This is a genomic window from Brevundimonas balnearis (assembly GCF_042434805.1).
Lineage (GTDB): Bacteria > Pseudomonadota > Alphaproteobacteria > Caulobacterales > Caulobacteraceae > Brevundimonas > Brevundimonas balnearis.
This window is the reverse complement of record NZ_JBHLSW010000007.1, coordinates 463,963-480,029: the sequence shown is the minus strand read 5'-3', so window position 1 is coordinate 480,029 and position 16,067 is coordinate 463,963. Positions and strand designations below refer to the sequence as shown.

The window sequence follows — 16,067 nt, the reverse complement described above, 5'->3', positions numbered from 1 at the left end:
GTGGCGGCGGACTCGGCCGTCATCCTGGTGGGCGACGATCCCGCCGCTCTTCACGCCGCCATTGCGCCGGTGCGAAAGCGGCTGAGCCGGCGGGGTTGGTCCTGCAAGGTGAACGCTCCCTTCATTGCGGTCTTCGCACCGTCCGGCGGGCGGCTGGACATCACCGGCGGCCTGGATGGTCACGGGGTCCTCGTGGGGGAGATTTTCGACGGCGCCGGAGCCGCGCTCGCGCCCGAGGCGCGCGGCGTCCTCGGCTGTCGCCCTCTGGCCGAGGCGCGCGCCCGGGCGGTGTGTTCAGACTATTGGGGCCGCTATCTCCTCATTCGCCGCTCCGCCGGTGAGGTCGCCATTCTTCGGGACCCGTCTGGTGCGATCGACTGCGTCGTCTGGCGCAGGGGCGGCGTGACCTTCGTCGCGACCGGCGCCGACGATGTCATCGATCCCTGGCTGCCGGAGAGCTCGGGGATCGACTGGGGAGAGGTAGCCGCCCTCATCCGCCGCCCCGGAGAGCACCGTCATCGTCTGCCTCTGACCGACCTGACGCCCGTGGCCGCCGGGGAGTTACGGACGATCGGGACGGCGGGTGGACGCAGTCAGCAAATCTGGAGACCCGCGGACGTTTACAGACGCCGCGATGCGAACGAGCCGCCGGATCTCAAGGCAGCCGTCGTCCTCGCCGTCACGGCGCTCGCCGGGAGCCGGCGATGGGTCGCCGAACTGAGCGGTGGACTCGACTCGGCCATTGTCGCCGCCGCCTTGTCGATCGACCAGCGCGCCAAGGTCGCGGCCTGGGTCAATCATTACGTCGATCACCGCGAGGGGGATGAGCGGGACTACGCGAGAGCGGTTGCGCGGCATCATGGCGTGGTGCTGACCGAGGTGCGCCGCGAGGGGTTGCGGCTCAACGCCCAGCGTCTCGAGGCGGGCGCGGACGCCTTCCGGCCTGCGTCCAACGACATCGACCCCGACTACAACGACGATATCGCCGAACGGATAGAGGCGCTGGAGGCCTGGGGATCGCTGACGGGGCAGGGCGGCGACGCAGTCTTCTTCCAGATGCCGACTCTTCTTGTCGGGCTCGACGAGATCTGGGAGCGCCGGCTCGGAGCCCGAGCCGAAGTCCTGCACAGCATCTCCCGATGGCTGCGCCGCCCGCTGTGGCTCACCGCGCTCGCCCGGGAGTGGCGCGAGGAGGTCCGACACCGTGCCGCCTGGACCCACCCCTGGCTCGAGGATCTCAAGAGCGTTCCGCCGGCCAAGGCGCTCCAGGTGTCGGCCCTCGCCTTCTGTCAGACGTTTCAGGGCCCGGCGGTCCGCAGCCGCCGGGGAGCCTGCGTCAATCCCCTGCTCAGCCAGCCGGTCATGGAGGCGGGCCTTGCCCTGTCCTCGGTCGATCTCACCTGGGGCGGCCGGGATCGGGCGGCGGCCCGCGCCGCCTTCGCCGACGACGTGCCGTCCCTCATCCTCGATCGTCGCTCCAAGGGCGAACTCGGCGCCTATTATGGACAGGCCGTGGTCCATCGGCTCCCGTTCCTTCGCGAGTTCCTGCTCGGAGGTGCGCTCGCCCAGGCGGGGCTGATCGACCCCGCCCTGGACGCTCGTCTGACCCGCGATCACCTCCTGTGGCGGGGCGGCCATTCCGAGTTGCTCAGTCTCGCCCAGACGGAGGCGTGGGTGCGTCGCTGGCGTGATCGCCTGGGCCGTCGGCGGATTTGAGATAGCGGTCAAACCAGCGTCTGACCTGAGCGTAGTAGAGGCGGATGTTGCCCGGACTGCGGAGACCATGCTCCTCGCCGATAAGCAGGGTCAGGGCGACCGGTCGTCCGAGTCGGTGCAGGGCGCCGTAGAGCTGTTCCGACTGGCCGAGCATGAGGTCGTATTCACCGACCACCAGCAGCGTCGGAGCCTGGATCCGATCGGCCTGATCGAAGGGACTGTTGCGACGGTAGCGGTCGGCGGCGCTCCAGTAGGAGGTCCGCATGGCGGCCTGACCGGATTCGAGCCAACGCGCGCTGGCGGCGGCCGCCAAGTCATGTCCGCCTTCCAGCCTGAGCGTCGATCCGACATCTCCGATGACCGTGGCGAAGTTCATTGGGCCGTTGAGGCCCACGACAGCGTCGAAGCGATCGGACTGGGCGGCGCTCATCACCGCGGACCAAGCCCCGAAGCTCCAGCCCCACACGCCGATCCGGTCCGCGTCCACCAGGCCTGCGGCGCCCGCGGCATCGACAACCGCGAGGATACGCTCGGCCAGCCCGTCGGCGGGCTCGCGCATGGCCCAAGATCAGGGATGAGCACGGCGTAGCCCGCAGCGACGACAAGCTGCGGAGCCATGGACAGGCTCGTCGAGCCGCGTTCCATCCACCAAGGCGGCGAGGCATAGGTGTCGCCCTGGTAGGGCACGACGATGACGGGTGGCCTCGAGCCGTTGTCGAGCGGCAGATAGAGCCAGCCGCCCACGCCGCCGACGCCGGTTATCCGTCGCGGAGCGGCCACCGCGATCCGCTCAAGTTCCGGGTTGAGGCGCCAGACGATCTCCCGCCGGCCGTCTCTCTGAAGGCGCAGAACGTCGGGCTCCCCCTCTTGACCGCTCCGATCAAGACTCACGCGTCGGCTCCAGCTGACCGCGGCCCCGGGGGCGGCGACGACGCACTCTGTCTCGGCGGTCGGGTCGGAATGGACCTGACAGAGCCGGCCGTCGGGAGTCGAAGTGATGGCGAAGCGACGCTTCATGGCGCCGCTCTGGGCTCTCAGACCGAAGGGACCTTGCGGGTCGACCGCCGATCCGGCTCTTCCGAGAACCGTCTGACGACCGTCGGGCTCCAGGCGAAGTATGTCGCCTCCGCTGCTGAAGAGGACGCTGGAGCGGCCTTCCGCGACGAGCCGCGCGCCTGCGCCCAACCCCGACAGGGGTTGGGCCTCGGCGCCGGCGATGAACCATCCTTCCGTCGATCCGGAGCGGCCCTTGAACAGCGGCCTGTCAGCGAGCCAGCCGCCCTCCGCGGTCGGCATGCCCTGGAAATCGATCGGGATCGTCGGGGCCAGGCCGGGCGGGGTGACATCCCTGACGACCCCGGCTGGTGTCACGGTCAGGAGCCTCGCCGGATCCGGTGCGATCGTCGCCACCAGCAAGGCGTCCGAGGCCGGCGACCAAGCCAGAAGGCTCGTGGAGATGTCGGCGGCCTCCGGCGGAGCGACGCGGGTCCGATCCGCAAGAGATACGATCTGAAGGCCCCGGGCGCGCCTCACCTCGGCCGCCGCGTCCGCGGCCGGAGGCGGCAAAAGGGGCCCGTCGAGAAGAAGCGCCGCGTACTGTCCGTCTGGGGACATCTCGAAATCCAGAAAGGGCCCATCGGCGATCGCGGATGCGCTGCCGGTCGCGGCGGCGATCCGCCAAAGACGGCGCGGCGCAAGGGTCTCCGGCGCGTGTTCGCCAACGATCACCGCTGCGGCGGATCCGGCCGTCGCGGCGGCCCTGAGCGTCATCAACCGGTTCTGGTCCGTGCGTGGGCCCGCCAGCCGCGTCGGGAGCGTGCCGTCCGGTGTCCCCAGGACGATCAGGGTGTCGTTCCCGACCCATTCGACGGACCTTCCCCAAAGGCCGAGCTCGGGGGCGACATCGCTCCAGATCGCCCGGCCCGACGCGAGCTCGACGATGCCGAGCCGCCATTCATCGTCCCGCAGGCGGAAAACGACCAGCCGCCGGCCGTCGGGCGAGAAAGGTCCTGCCGAGTAGCCTGCATCCTCCGCCATCGGCAGCAGGGGGCGCGGCGGCCCGGACTGGTCGAGATCGAGCCGGAAGAGACGGGCATACCGGTTGGCGCCCTCGGCCTCGACATCGTGGCGCGGCAGGTCGATGCGGCTTCGGCGCTCCTCGAAGACGGCCACGGCGCCTGACGGATCGATCGCCACGCGACCGTAGCTTTCAAGGCCGAGCACGATCTCGACGGTGAGAGGATCGGCTCGAACGACCGACGGACAGGCGAGCGCAAGCGTGCTCGCCATGAGGACCAGGGCTCTGCGCACGACGGTTCACCAGCGCTTGACGAGCTGGAGAGAGATTTGGCGGCCGAGGACGTTGGTGTTGGCGGCATCGTAGCCGATGCCGACCGGGGCGTCATAGAAGGGCGGCTCCTCATTGAGGAGGTTGAGGACGTTCAGGGTGAGCGAAAGGCCCTCCGCCCAGCCGTTCTCCAGATCGACCCGGACCTGCCCGTCGAGCGTGATCCAGTCGTCGATCGCCTTGCCGCTGGTCGTGTCCCGCCCCCCGCTGACATGGTTGAGGGCGCCGCCGACGGTGATCGGACCCTGCATCCACTGGGCGCCGAACCGGCCTCGCCAGCGGGCCGGGAAGTTCGGCGCGCCGAGAAGGTCTTCTCGCGGGGAGGCCTGCGTGATCGTCCGGTCATTGGTGAGCAAATGGCTGACGGTCGCATCGAGCGAGATATCGCCCGATCCCAGGGCGAAGCGGTATCGCGTCGACAGATCAAGCCCCTCCACCTCGACCGCCGAAGCGTTGACGTAGCGGTTGTCGATCACGGCGCCGTAGGCCGTCGCGGGAAAGATGTTGGGGTTGTAGTTGCCCGGATGGGCGAGCAGCGACTGGACGTAGGCCAGATCCTCAGCGTTCGAACCCGGGCTGACATACCGGACGAAGGGCGCGAGCGTCGGGTCGTTGAGGGCGTCGATCAGGTTCTCCGCGACCGGGGTCGCGATCCGGTCCTCGAACGTGGTCCGGAACCAGCCGCCTTCGATCCGCAAGCCTTCGAACGCCCCTGGCGTCCAGACGAACCCGGCTGTCCAGGATTCGGCCGTTTCAGGGAGAAGGTCCGGATTGCCTCCATACTGGACGATGCTGATCACATTGGCGCCCGACCGGTCGAGGAAGACCGGTCCCAGACGGTAGGCGCTGTTCAACTCCCGCAGAGACGGGGCCCGGAATGAGGTGCCGTAGCTGGTGCGCAGCAGCAGGTCCGGCGTCGGCTTGTAAAGCAATCCCACCTTCGGATTGCTGGTTCGGCCGACGCCCTCGTGATCCTCGACCCGGCCGGCGAGCGAGATCTCAAGGCGCTCGACGCCGGGCATCACGTTGTCGGGGCCGACGATCGGGATGCGCAGCTCCGCGAACGCCGCCGCCACATCGCGTTCGAACCGGGTCGGCGCCGCGATCCTCGGCGCATCTCCTGAAATGAAGTTCTCGCCGGAGGTTTCGAACCGCTCGTGCCTGAAATCGACGCCCGCCGCCATGCGAAGGTCTCCGCCCGGCAGGGTGAGCAAGACGCCGTCGGCCTTGAGGTTGATGGAGCCGACCGTGCTGACGTTCTCGGAGCGGATGTATCCGGATCCGATGAATGCGAGCAGGGCGGGGCTATGGGCGGCGGGGTCGCCGTACGGGTTGAAGTAGCCGTCGATCGCGGGGCTGAACGGGGTCGCGGGGCTGTCCGGCGTGGCGCCTATGGCCTCATCGAGCCGTGTGGTCTGGACCCGGTTCGTGGCCAACAGGCCCGTCGTCTCCTCGCCGCCGCTCAGATAGGCGGCCGCGTTCCAGCCGAGAATCGTCCCGCTGACCCCCAACGCGCCGCCTACGCTTCGGGAGAAGCCCTCGTCCTGACCAGGACCCAGATCGTTGATGAAGGAGTAGGCGATCTCCTGGAAGGGCTCGCCCGCGACGGGCGTGAAGAACGGATTGTCGGGCGTGACGAACAGAATGCCGATATCGGCCATGGTGTCCTGTTCGTACTGTCGGTCGGTGTATCGGATATCGCCGTCCAGGCTGAGCCCCCAGGGCAGCTCCTGACGGCCGGCGACGAAGACGCTATGGCGCCGTTGATGGGGAAGGCTCCACTGGCCTTCCATCTGGTTTGTCAGATTGACCTCGCCCGGGCGAAAGTCTCCGGCGGAGAGGTTGAGGCCGCTCTGATCCCGCGGAATCGCGTGGGTCGGTTCATAGGACCCGCTGACCGGGTCGAAGGCCATCAGGTTCCCCGGAGCGCTATAGAAGAAGCGCCGGTCCGAGCCGCCGAAGGGACGAAGATCGGCGTCGGCGGTCGCGCGGCGATCTGCGGCCCGCAACTCGGCACGATCATGAAACTCGTAGGCCGCCACGATCCCCCCTCCGGACCAGTCGAAACCGCCGCTGTGGGACAGCAGCACCTCCTCGGCTCCGCCGTCACTTGTCCCGCCGAGGCGAAGCCGGCTCTCGGCGCCATCGAAGCGGGACTTGAGGATGATGTTGACCACCCCGCCGACGGCGTCCGCGCCGTAGAGGGCGGACGCGCCATCGAGCAGGACGTCCGTTCGCGCGACAGCGCTGGTGGGAATGTTCGAGATGTCGGAGAAGTCGCCAGCGCTGCCCGTTCCCGCGATGCGCCTCCCATTGACGAGGACGAGGGTGGCGTCCGCCCCCAGGCCCCGCAGGTTTACACCCGTCGCGTAGGCGAGGTTGCGGCTCGTGCGGTCGGCGCCGGTGCCGGCCGACCCCTCATAGGCCGCGCCGGTGAAATTCTGCGGCAAGGCGGCGAGCGTTTCGGCGACGGTGCCCCGTCCCTGTCGATCGATGTCGGCCTGGGTGACGACCGTGACGGGCGAGGGGCTGTCGGCGCCGCGCAGATAGGTGCCGGTCACGACGATCTCTTCGAGCTGGGTCGCGTCTGTCTCGCCTGCATCCGCCCGGGCCGTCGGATCGACGAGAACGAAGACCGTGGGGCGGCTCTGGCGATAGGTCAGCCCGGAATCGCGCAGCAGCAGCGTCAGCGCGGCCTCGGGCGTCAGGTCGCCGCTGACGGCCGGCGACCGGCGACCCGCCACGAGGGCGCTCGGATAGAGGATCTGAAGGCCGCTCTGGCGGGCGAAGGCGGGCAGGGTGCGGTCGAGCGGTCCCGCCGCGATATCGAAGCGGCGCGCGACATCGCTCGATTGCGCGATGACCGGCGTCGCGACGCCCAGCATCAATGCGGCAACCGCCGTCGAAGTGAAACCCTGGCCCATGACCATCCCCCATTTTCTACCCGCGGATGTGCGGGCTGGGGAGGAGACGTTGGGTCGCGGAGGTTCCCCTAAGTCGAGGGCGGATTAATTTCAGGCCGGACCGGTGAGAATGATTCGGCCATCGTCGGTCTCCGTCGGCCGAAGGGCGTAGAGGTCGCTCAGCGCGGCGACGAAGCCGTCGACGTCGCCGGTGTTGAACACGCCGCTGATCTGGATCGATGAGATTCGTTCGTCCCGCAGCTCGATCGACACGCGGCTGTAGCGGTTCATCTCCGCCACGGCCTCGCCGATCGGCGTGCTCTCGAACGTCAGCCGCCCCGTGGTCCAGCTGGTGGCGGCCGGCAGGTTCGCGGCCGCGACCGTCGGACGATCCGTCGAGGTCGTGACCTGCTGACCGGGCGCCAGGGTCCACTGACCGTCAGACGCGGCCTCCCGCCGGACATCGACCCGCCCTTCGACGAGAACAACCCGAGCGCCTGCGCCCGATCGTCGGACATCGAAGCGGGTGCCGACCGCCGTCACCCGGGTATTGCCGGCCGCGACAACAAAGGGCCGTCCCGGATCGCCTTCGACATCGAACATGGCCTGGCCGGTTGCGAGAGTGACCGAACGGCGGGAATCGTTGAAGCGCACGGCGACCTCCGACGCCGTGTCCAGCGTGATGCGCGAGCCGTCCTCAAGTTGAAAGGTGCGTTGTTCCCCTACCGCCGTGGCGTAGCGCGTCGGCTGCTGGGACAGCCAGACGAAAGCAGTCGCGCCGAAGGCCAGCGCCAAGGCGCCGGCGGCGCCGATCGGTAGGAGGCGGCCGGTCGTCGAACGCCGTTTGGGGGGGGGGCGCAGACCTGCCGCCTCTCGCGCGAGCGCCGACATCTCCGGGCTTTTGGCCAGGGCGCCGGCCGCGTCCCACATGGCCTCGACACGACTGAAGGCCCGCGCATTCTCGGGGTCGCGGCGCCACTCGCTGAACCCCTTCACGTCCGCGGTCGTGACCGTGCGCTGGTTGAGCCGAGCAAACCACTCAGCCGCTTCCCTCCGCCTGATGTCGACGTCACCCTCGATGGTCATCCGTCTTGCCTACAGATCCAGCCGAGACGCGCAGTACTCGATCGCCCTGGCCATTCGCCATTCCACCGTCTTCACGCTTATCTCGAGCGTCAGGGCGATTTCAGGATAAGTCATACCGCCAAAGCGGTTCAGAACGAAGACGTTGCGGTAGAGCGGCGGCATCGAGCGGATGACCTGAGACAGCAGGACATGATCGAACTGGTGGGCGGCCTCCACTTCCGGAGACGGGGCCCCCTCGGTCTCCCGGTTCTTGCGGGCCTCGCGGCGGCTCTCGTCGCGCAGGAGATTCATGGCGATCCGCAGAAGGAAGGCCTTGGGATGGCGGATGTCCGCAAGGGCGTAGGGCGCCGCGCGTATATAGGTCTCCTGTACGACGTCGGCGGCGGCGTCTGGGCCCACGCGCGCGCGAAGGCGGCGACCCAGCCAGGGGGCGTATTGACGGTACAGGCGGTTCAAACCGTCCCGTCCGTCCGCGCCAAGCTGCTTCGCCTCTGTCACCACACCTCTCCGGCCTCTCCGCGAGAGGTCCGGAATCCCGACGCAGCCGCGCCGCCGGGCGCACGCGCAAGAACGCACGGGTCCGAAGCCGTCGGCAACCGACATCCGCGTCGCGCGCGGGGCCGTCGATGATCAGATGTCGCACAGGGGATTCCAGGCCCCACCGGCGCGAGCGCCGGCGGGCGAACCATGAATCAAAGGCGACCTGGGCGCAAGTCAGGCGGTGTCGGCGGAGGGCGGACGCGCGATCTGCGCAAGTTTATTGCGGGCGGCCCGCAATTCTCTGTCGTTGCCGGGTGCGCTGATTCCCGCCGAACGTGCACGGACAACTGTGAGGATCAGCCATGGACTGCGATTCCCCGTCGGAACCTCGACCAGCCACCCCATTGAGCGCGCGCGAATCCGAATGTCTGCTTTGGGTCAGTCGAGGGAAGAGCTCCGTCGATATCGGTCAAATTGTCGGGCTTTCACCCCGCACGGTCGACAGCTATCTGGAGAAAGCCTGCGCCAAATTGAGGGTGCGCACCCGGATCGAGGCCGTGGCGGTGGCGGTGCGCGCCGGGATCATCGACCCGGATGTCGATTGAAGTTCGGCCGTCGGACGGATGAGGGAAGGGGGCGGGTCTGGAACTTCTGTACGGAAGCCGGGAGTTTCAGTTCTGATCGCCGCCGACGCAAAGCGTCCCCCGGCTCAAGATCAGCGCCTATCCATTCCGGAACCCGCCGACGCGAAGTGTAGAGGCCCCCTTCACGGAGTCCAGCATTCCGGCCTGACGCGCTGCGCGATCCGCCATGAGCAGAGCGGCCAGTCGCATACCTCCCAGGACTCCGGATTTTCCGATTACATCCCGATGGTGTCGGACCTTGACGTTCGGCACCAAGGATCTGACCCAGTGCATCCGGCTCGATCTCGACTGCGTCAGGACGCTGCCAGGGCGTGCTTCGGCGAGCGGCGGGACGTCTTCACCGTTGCGCTCGCAGGGGCGGCGCCCGAGGCGGACAGGTCGGTGAGGATCGGGCAGTCCGGCCGGTCGTCGCCTGCGCAGCACCGCGCAAGGTCGCGCAGGGTGTCGGCCATGGAGGTCATCTCGGCGATCCGCGCGTCGAGGTCGGCGACATGCTTGTCGGCGATCGCCTTCACCTCCCGGCTTGATCGGTCCCGGTCCCGCCAGAGCGAGAGCAGATGGGTGATCTCCTCGACCGAGAAGCCAAGGTTGCGGGCTCGGCGAATGAATCTCAACTCGTTCACGTCACGGTCCGAGAAGTCCCGGTAGTTGCTCTCAGTCCGGTCCGCCGGCCGGATCAGGCCGACAGACTCGTAGTAGCGGATCATCTTGGTCGAAACGCCGGTCGCCTTGGAGGCCTGGCCGATATTCATGCGACAACTCCTTCGAAGCGGGTCTTGAAGCCACGGAGGCGCAGCGCGTTGGTGAGGACGCTGACGCTGGACAGGGCCATGGCGCCGGCGGCCAGCATGGGCGACAGCAACCAGCCGAACACGGGGAAGAGCAGTCCTGCGGCGACCGGGATCAGCACGACATTGTAGCCGAACGCCCAGACCAGGTTCTGGCGGATGTTGCGCATCGTCGCCCGCGAGAGGGCGACGGCGTTCACGGCGCCCCGCAGGTCGCCACCGGTCAGGACCACATCGGCGCTCTCGATCGCGACATCCGTGCCGCCGCCGACGGCGAGCCCGACATCGGCCGCCGCCAGAGCCGGCGCGTCATTGACGCCATCCCCCACGAAGGCGACCCGCCGGCCGCCGGTCTGAAGGGCGCGAACGGCCTCCACCTTGCCGTCCGGCAGAACTTCGGCGCGCACCTCGTCGATGCCCAAACGTCGAGCCACGGCCTCCGCGGTCCGGCGGTTGTCGCCGGTGACCATGGCCACCTTTAACCCGAGGGCGTGAAGGGCGGCGATAGCGGCGGAGGTGGTGGCCTTGATCGGATCGGCGACCGCGATGATGGCGGCGAGACGGCCGTCGATCGCGGCATAAAGGGGGCTCTTGCCTTCTTCACCCAGCCACTGCGCCTGATCGGCGAAGGCGGACAGGTCGAGGCCGAGACCGAGCATAAGGCGGTCAGCGCCGACTTGCACAAACCGGCCGCCGACCCGACCCTCGGCGCCGAAACCGGGACGCGAGGAGAAGGTGTCCGGATCAGGAACGGGAAGGCCTTGCGCCTCGGCGGCCTGAATGATGGCGCGGGCGATGGGGTGCTCCGAGCGCGTCTCCAGCCCGGCGACCAGGCTCAGCACCTCGTCCTCGATGAAGCCCTCGGCCACGGTGAGGTCGGTTAGTTCCGGCCGCCCCTCGGTCAGGGTGCCCGTCTTGTCGAAGGCGACGACCTCGACGCCCTGAAGCGCCTGAAGCGCCTCGCCCTTGCGGAACAGGACGCCGAGTTCGGCGGCGCGGCCGGTCCCGACCATGATCGAGGTCGGGGTGGCCAGTCCCATGGCGCAGGGGCAGGCGATGATGAGCACGGCGACGGCGTTGACCAAGGCGAAGCCCAGCGCCGGCTGCGGTCCGAACACCACCCAGACGCCGAAGGTCACGACAGCGATGGCGATGACAGCGGGAACGAACCAGCCGGTCACCTTGTCGACCAGCGCCTGGATCGGCAGCTTGGCGCCCTGGGCCGCCTCGACCATGCGCACGATCTGCGCCAGCACGGTCTCGGAACCCACCTTCTCGGCCCGGAAACGGAAGGCACCCGTCGTATTGATCGTGCCGCCGACGACCTTGGCGCCCTCGACCTTCTCCACCGGGATCGGCTCGCCGGTGAGCATGGACTCGTCAACGAAGGAGGCGCCGGACAGCACCGAGCCGTCGACCGGAACGCGCTCACCGGGCCGAACCACGATCACGTCGCCTGGCGTGACCTGATCGATCGGCAGCTCGATCTCAGACCCGTCCCGCTCCACGCGCGCCGTCTTGGCTTGGAGCGTCATCAGGCGACGAATGGCCTGGCTGGTCTGCCCTTTGGCGCGGGCCTCGAACCAGCGGCCGACAAGGATCAGCGTGACGATCACGGCGGCGGCTTCGAAATAGACGTTGGCGGTTCCGGCCGGCAGCCACTGAGGGACGAAGGTGGCGACCGTCGAGAAGGCCCAGGCGGCGGTGGCGCCCAGCACGACGAGCGAGTTCATGTCCGGCGTCAGCCGGATCAGGTTGGGCACGCCCTTTCGATAGAAGCGCAGACCCGGGACGAAGAGCACGAAGGTCGCCAGCAGGAAGCTGACGATCCGCCAGGGCGTCATGCCAATCGAGTCCATAAGCCAGGCGTGGGCGCCCGGAACGAAGTGCAGCGCCATCTCGATGACGAACAGCGGCAGGGTCGCGGCGCCCGCGATGGCGACGGCACGACCGAGACTAAGGATTTCCGCCGCCCGCGACGCCTGCTCCCGATCCTCGCTGGTCGTGTCCGGCGCGGACGCCGCCTCGGCGGTGTAGCCCGCCTTGGCCACTGCATCCGTCAAGGCGCGCGCATCAGCGGCGCCCTCCAGCACCCGGACCGTGGCTCTCTCGGTCGCCAGGTTGATGCTGGCGTCCAGAACGCCCGGCGTGGCCTTCAGCGCGCGCTCGACCCGGCCGACGCAACTCGCGCACGTCATGCCGCCGATCTTCAGTTCGATAATGCGTTCGATCGGTTCGTAGCCGGCGGAGCGGATCGCCTGGGTCACGGCCGCCGCAGACCCCACGTCATCCAGTTCCACCCGCGCACGTTCGGCGGCGAGGTTCACCGTGGCGCTTCTGACGCCGGGGGCTGCCCGGATAGCTTTCTCGACCCGCCCCACACAACTGGCGCAGGTCATGCCGAGCACGGGAATATCGAGCGTTCGCAGGGATGTGGCGGTCATCGGGATGTCTCCAGGATGGAAGTCCCTCTCCTGATGAACGTTCCAGTCATGGGAAGGTCAAGGCCCTTTTGGGAACCTCGCGCTACGCCGCCGGTTCGCTAGGCTTCACCATTGGAGAACCACCCATGTCGATAAGACTTAAGACGGGCCTTGCCGGCGTCGCCCTAGCCGCACTGCTGATGGCCTGCACTCCGGCTGAGGACCCCGAGACGAACGATGGCGATACGGCGGCTACGTCGTCCGATCCCGCAATGGCCGCCGGCCCGAGCGGTATGCCGGCCGGCCCTGATACGCCTTACTCTGCGGCTGAGCAGCAGATGCATCTCGCCATGAGCCGGGCGAACGGCGCGGACCCGTCGGAAACGTTCGCCCTCAAGATGATCGAGCACCACCGTGGCGGCATGGCCATATCGGAGGTGCTGATGCAGCAGAACCCCGACCCGGAGCTCCGCCAGATGGCGGAGAAGACCATGACCATGCAGCGGCAGGAGATCGCCGAACTGGAGCAATGGGTGGCCGAGCACCGCTCGGGCGCGGCCGCTCAAGCGCCGGGAACGGGTCAGCCGACTGGCTGATCAAACTCACGTCAGCGAAATCGCACGGGAGTCGAAACTCCCGTGCGAACTCGTCTCGCTGGTGGCTAGGCGGAAGAGCGCAACAGTTCGGAGGGGCCGTTCTTACCGAACCGCTTCTCGAATCTTCGGCTGCATCTCCGGGGTTAGAACGGCCGGGCGCGGAGGAAGGGGGCGCTCGCCGCGCTTCCCATCACGCTCAATCTCAGCGATGAGCAACTTCATTTCCTCGATCTCGCGGACCTGGCTGGCGATGATTTCGTCGGCCAGTTCCCTGACTCGGGGGTCGCTGATCTGCGAGTTGCTGGCGTTGTTGATGGCGATGGAGTGGTGCGGGATCATGGCGCGCATGAAGGTGGTGTCATCCACCAGGGTCTGTGCACGGTTCATATAGAGCATCAGGGCGCCGAGAATTGCGGCCGCCACGACGATGGCCACCTTCGTGCGTCTGCCCTCATACATGCTCCACATGAATCCCAGCATGATCATCGCCATGACGCAGCCCATGATGAGCGACGCCATCAGGCGGTTGAGGCTGAACAGTGCATGGTCGAGGCTGTAGACCAGCTGATACATCAAGAAGAACATCACGACCGTCGAGGTCGCGATCATCGCCGCGAAGCGGCCCCAGCTCATTTTCATCTTCCACGCTCCCGGAATATCGCTGTCGTCCGGCCAACGCGAACAAACGTGGCCTGTTCCAGAAAGCCCCAGCCGACAGGGCCGGGGTAGGTGGCGCCCCCGCCGGCCCAGGTCGGATCAATGCGCATGACGCCTGTGCACCACCGCGTGCCCCTTGCCTCGCGAAATCAGCCAGCGATTGACGGGGAAGGCGACGGCGCCCGCAATCACGAGCGCGGCTCCGAGGCTGCCCCAGAACAGAAACGAGTCCAGATGTGCGTCCATCGCGCCGGGAATGACCAGCATGATGGCGTTGTCGACGATCTCCATGATGGCGATCGAGACAGTGTCCGCCGCCAGAGCCAGCTTCAGAACCGCCCCGAACGCCAGTCCGGCCCGCAGCAACGGGATCATGGTGAAGGCATAGCCGAAGAGGAAGGCGAGCCCCACGGCCAGGCCGATGGTCGACAGGGCGCTCCATCCGAGCGCCGTTCCAATAACCATCCCCAGCACCTCTCCCACGGCGCAGCCTGAAAGGCAGTGCAGCGTAGCGGTAAAGGCGAGACGGTTCAGCGAGGTGCCGTGGGCTTGGACCTGCCCGGCAGGCGTCGTCGAATGGCTGTGGTGTTCATGATACATCATCGTTCTCCTCCGCGCCTCTGCTGCCCCTTCCCATCATGGCAAGGTCAAGTCCGTAGTTGCCCCTTGACCCTCCCACGCTGGGAAACCCCACCTGCCTCATCGTCGATCAATAAAGGAGATGACGATGATCGAGCTAAAGGTTGAACGCATGAGATGCGGCGGCTGCGCCGCGACGGTGAGGGCCGCCGTGGCCGAGGTGGCGCCAAAAGCCCGGATGGAGATCGAGATCGCCACCGGGACGCTGCGGGTGGAAGGCGAGGCCGACGAAGCCCGCGTCCGGGCCGCTATCGAGCGAGCCGGCTACGGCGTCGCATAAGGGTGTCGCGGCCGGTCCTTGGATCGGCCGCGATCCTCCCTCACGAGGGAAGCGCCCGTATCGCGCGTAGTGAAGCACAGGGCCGGAAGCGGCCGAATGTCTGGAGACTGAGTATGCGTAACTTCAATTCCGCGCCCTTCATCGCCGTCGCGGCGGCCGCGGCCTTCATCGCTGGGCCGGCGGCGGCCCACGCCCGTCTCGTCAGCGCGACGCCCGCGCCCAACTCGGCTGTGGCGTCGACCCGAACGCTCACCCTGACCTTTAGCGAGCGCACGGTTCCCGCCTTCTCCGGCTTCGACGTCGTCAATGCGGCGGGGGACAAGGTCGCGATCCGCACTTTGGTCGGCGAGGACGGCAAGACACTGACCGGCACTCTCGCCCGTCCGCTGGCCGCCGGCGCCTATCGCGTCGATTGGCGCATCGCATCGAGCGACGGGCACCGCATGACGGGTTCCTACACCTTCTCGGTGCGTTGACGCCGTGCTCGAAGTCGCGGTCATCGCCCTCCGCTGGCTTCAATACAGCGGCGCTGTCGTCTTGCTCGGCGCGCCGCTGTTCCTGCTCTACAGCTTCAGGCGGGACGACGGTCCGAACCTGACCTGGGCGCGGCAGACGCTGGCCTTCGCCGCGATCGTGGTCGGACTTGGATCGCTTGCTGCCTTGGTGGCCCAGACCGCCGTCATGGCGGGTTCCCTGAGCGAAGCGGTCAAGCCAGCGTCCTTGTCCTTCATGATCACCGGGACCGGACTTGGCATGGCCATGGTGGCGCGGGCCGCGATCGCCCTCCTTGGCCTTGTCGTGGTTGTCGCCTTGACGCCTGGCAGGGCGATCTGGTGGCTGATGGTGGTCCTTGGACTCCTTGTCGCCGCCAGCTTTGCCTGGACCGGCCACGGCGCGGCGACCGAAGGACCGGGCGGCGTCATCCATCTCGTCGCCGACGTCATCCACACGGTCGCAGCAGCCTTGTGGTTGGGAGCCTTGGCCGCCCTGACGATCCTGCTGCTGCGCCGAACCGCGCCGGACGATCTCGCGATTCATAGAGCCCTGCACGGGTTCGCCGGGTTGGGGACCCTCGCCGTTGCTCTGTTAGTGGTGACGGGCTTGGCGAACAGCTGGTTCCTGGTCGGCCCGGAGCGGCTCGAAGGCCTGGGAACCAGCCTCTATGGGCAGTTGCTGATCGCCAAGCTGGTGCTGTTCGTCCTGATGCTGGCGTTGGCGGCGGACAATCGCTACCGCCTCACGCCCTCGCTCGGGCTGAAGCTGCAGGGCGCGGAAGATCCAGTCGCGGCCCTCCAGCGGCTTCGACGCAGCATCGCGGTGGAGGCCGCGCTTGGCGCCGCCATCCTCGGCGTCGTCGCCGTCATGGGAACGCTCCCGCCGCCAGCCGCGCTGTAGCGCCTCTACGCAGGCGCGCCCGACTCCCCTCGCGCTGCCCTCCTCACTTTTATGTTCCGGAACCGCCCGAACGACGACGGGTTGGCTTCGCATCCCCAGCCAAGGAGAGCGCC

15 protein-coding genes are annotated in these 16,067 nt (G+C 67.8%); 6 read left to right on the top strand and 9 right to left on the bottom strand.

Features of this window, described 5'->3' with window-relative positions; all coding sequences use genetic code 11:
• The gene (locus ACFFGE_RS12200; protein ID WP_376836665.1) at nt 1-1,716 is read left to right on the top strand and encodes an asparagine synthase-related protein; all 1,716 of its coding nucleotides are present in this window, start codon (nt 1-3) and stop codon (nt 1,714-1,716) included.
• Here ACFFGE_RS12200 and ACFFGE_RS12195 read toward each other — a convergent pair.
• From ACFFGE_RS12195 to ACFFGE_RS12175, 5 genes are all read right to left on the bottom strand, one after another.
• Nucleotides 1,649-2,203: an alpha/beta hydrolase family protein gene (locus tag ACFFGE_RS12195; RefSeq protein ID WP_376836739.1), complete on the bottom strand. Its 555-nt coding sequence runs from the start codon at nt 2,201-2,203 to the stop codon at nt 1,649-1,651. The two genes, ACFFGE_RS12200 and ACFFGE_RS12195, sit on opposite strands and share 68 nt — an antisense overlap.
• Nucleotides 2,146-4,005: a hypothetical protein gene (locus ACFFGE_RS12190; protein ID WP_376836664.1), complete on the bottom strand. Its 1,860-nt coding sequence runs from the start codon at nt 4,003-4,005 to the stop codon at nt 2,146-2,148. Before ACFFGE_RS12190 ends, ACFFGE_RS12195 begins: the two co-directional genes overlap by 58 nt.
• Before the next feature lie 27 nt (nt 4,006-4,032).
• Entirely contained in the window at nt 4,033-6,948 is a 2,916-nt protein-coding gene (locus ACFFGE_RS12185) for a TonB-dependent receptor domain-containing protein (protein WP_376836663.1), read from the bottom strand.
• Nucleotides 6,949-7,077: 129 nt separating this feature from the next.
• On the bottom strand, nt 7,078-8,052 hold the full coding sequence (locus ACFFGE_RS12180; protein ID WP_175359357.1) for a FecR family protein: 975 nt from the start codon (nt 8,050-8,052) through the stop codon (nt 7,078-7,080).
• A gap of 9 nt (nt 8,053-8,061) precedes the next feature.
• On the bottom strand, nt 8,062-8,550 hold the full coding sequence (locus ACFFGE_RS12175) for an RNA polymerase sigma factor (protein WP_225886083.1): 489 nt from the start codon (nt 8,548-8,550) through the stop codon (nt 8,062-8,064).
• Between the two features lie 344 nt (nt 8,551-8,894).
• On the opposite strand from ACFFGE_RS12175, the gene ACFFGE_RS12170 reads away from it, so the two are divergent.
• Complete coding sequence (locus ACFFGE_RS12170) at nt 8,895-9,137, top strand: response regulator transcription factor (protein ID WP_225886082.1); 243 nt, start codon at nt 8,895-8,897, stop codon at nt 9,135-9,137.
• A 332-nt stretch (nt 9,138-9,469) separates the two neighbouring features.
• On the opposite strand, the gene cueR is transcribed toward ACFFGE_RS12170, so the two are convergent.
• Nucleotides 9,470-9,928, bottom strand: coding sequence for a Cu(I)-responsive transcriptional regulator (gene cueR / locus ACFFGE_RS12165; protein WP_292259787.1), 459 nt, complete (start codon nt 9,926-9,928; stop codon nt 9,470-9,472).
• A complete protein-coding gene (locus ACFFGE_RS12160) occupies nt 9,925-12,408 on the bottom strand; it encodes a heavy metal translocating P-type ATPase (protein ID WP_376836661.1) in 2,484 nt (827 codons plus the stop codon). Before ACFFGE_RS12160 ends, cueR begins: the two co-directional genes overlap by 4 nt.
• A gap of 125 nt (nt 12,409-12,533) precedes the next feature.
• On the opposite strand from ACFFGE_RS12160, the gene ACFFGE_RS12155 reads away from it, so the two are divergent.
• The gene (locus ACFFGE_RS12155) at nt 12,534-12,983 is read left to right on the top strand and encodes a DUF305 domain-containing protein (RefSeq protein ID WP_292259784.1); all 450 of its coding nucleotides are present in this window, start codon (nt 12,534-12,536) and stop codon (nt 12,981-12,983) included.
• Nucleotides 12,984-13,085: 102 nt separating this feature from the next.
• Here the strand turns inward: ACFFGE_RS12155 and ACFFGE_RS12150 are convergent, their stop codons facing one another.
• Together ACFFGE_RS12150 and ACFFGE_RS12145 are read right to left on the bottom strand one after the other, a co-directional pair.
• A complete protein-coding gene (locus tag ACFFGE_RS12150) occupies nt 13,086-13,622 on the bottom strand; it encodes a DUF305 domain-containing protein (protein ID WP_175359352.1) in 537 nt (178 codons plus the stop codon).
• Nucleotides 13,623-13,739: 117 nt separating this feature from the next.
• Nucleotides 13,740-14,243, bottom strand: coding sequence for a DUF4396 domain-containing protein (locus ACFFGE_RS12145; RefSeq protein WP_292259781.1), 504 nt, complete (start codon nt 14,241-14,243; stop codon nt 13,740-13,742).
• 124 nt (nt 14,244-14,367) lie between these two features.
• Here ACFFGE_RS12145 and ACFFGE_RS12140 point away from each other — a divergent pair, with 124 nt between their 5' ends.
• The 3 genes from ACFFGE_RS12140 (at nt 14,368) to copD (ending at nt 15,954) form a co-directional block, all read left to right on the top strand.
• Nucleotides 14,368-14,559: a heavy-metal-associated domain-containing protein gene (locus tag ACFFGE_RS12140; RefSeq protein ID WP_376836659.1), complete on the top strand. Its 192-nt coding sequence runs from the start codon at nt 14,368-14,370 to the stop codon at nt 14,557-14,559.
• 113 nt (nt 14,560-14,672) lie between these two features.
• Nucleotides 14,673-15,035 carry a copper homeostasis periplasmic binding protein CopC gene (gene copC / locus ACFFGE_RS12135; RefSeq protein WP_175359349.1) on the top strand — a complete coding sequence of 121 codons (363 nt, stop codon included), beginning with the start codon at nt 14,673-14,675 and terminating at the stop codon, nt 15,033-15,035.
• A 4-nt stretch (nt 15,036-15,039) separates the two neighbouring features.
• Nucleotides 15,040-15,954: a copper homeostasis membrane protein CopD gene (gene copD / locus ACFFGE_RS12130; protein WP_175359348.1), complete on the top strand. Its 915-nt coding sequence runs from the start codon at nt 15,040-15,042 to the stop codon at nt 15,952-15,954.
• Nucleotides 15,955-16,067 lie beyond the last annotated feature (113 nt).

Bases quoted from the DNA above. Each gene is read 5' to 3' on its own strand.
- ACFFGE_RS12190 (WP_376836664.1), bottom strand. From the start codon at position 4,005: ATGGCGAGCACGCTTGCGCTCGCCTGTCCGTCGGTCGTTCGAGCCGAT.
- ACFFGE_RS12185 (WP_376836663.1), bottom strand. From the start codon at position 6,948: ATGCTGGGCGTCGCGACGCCGGTCATCGCGCAATCGAGCGATGTCGCG.
- ACFFGE_RS12180 (WP_175359357.1), bottom strand. From the start codon at position 8,052: ATGACCATCGAGGGTGACGTCGACATCAGGCGGAGGGAAGCGGCTGAG.
- ACFFGE_RS12170 (WP_225886082.1), top strand. From the start codon at position 8,895: ATGGACTGCGATTCCCCGTCGGAACCTCGACCAGCCACCCCATTGAGC.
- cueR (WP_292259787.1), bottom strand. From the start codon at position 9,928: ATGAATATCGGCCAGGCCTCCAAGGCGACCGGCGTTTCGACCAAGATG.
- ACFFGE_RS12160 (WP_376836661.1), bottom strand. From the start codon at position 12,408: ATGACCGCCACATCCCTGCGAACGCTCGATATTCCCGTGCTCGGCATG.
- ACFFGE_RS12155 (WP_292259784.1), top strand. From the start codon at position 12,534: ATGTCGATAAGACTTAAGACGGGCCTTGCCGGCGTCGCCCTAGCCGCA.
- ACFFGE_RS12150 (WP_175359352.1), bottom strand. From the start codon at position 13,622: ATGAAAATGAGCTGGGGCCGCTTCGCGGCGATGATCGCGACCTCGACG.
- ACFFGE_RS12145 (WP_292259781.1), bottom strand. From the start codon at position 14,243: ATGATGTATCATGAACACCACAGCCATTCGACGACGCCTGCCGGGCAG.
- ACFFGE_RS12140 (WP_376836659.1), top strand. From the start codon at position 14,368: ATGATCGAGCTAAAGGTTGAACGCATGAGATGCGGCGGCTGCGCCGCG.
- copC (WP_175359349.1), top strand. From the start codon at position 14,673: ATGCGTAACTTCAATTCCGCGCCCTTCATCGCCGTCGCGGCGGCCGCG.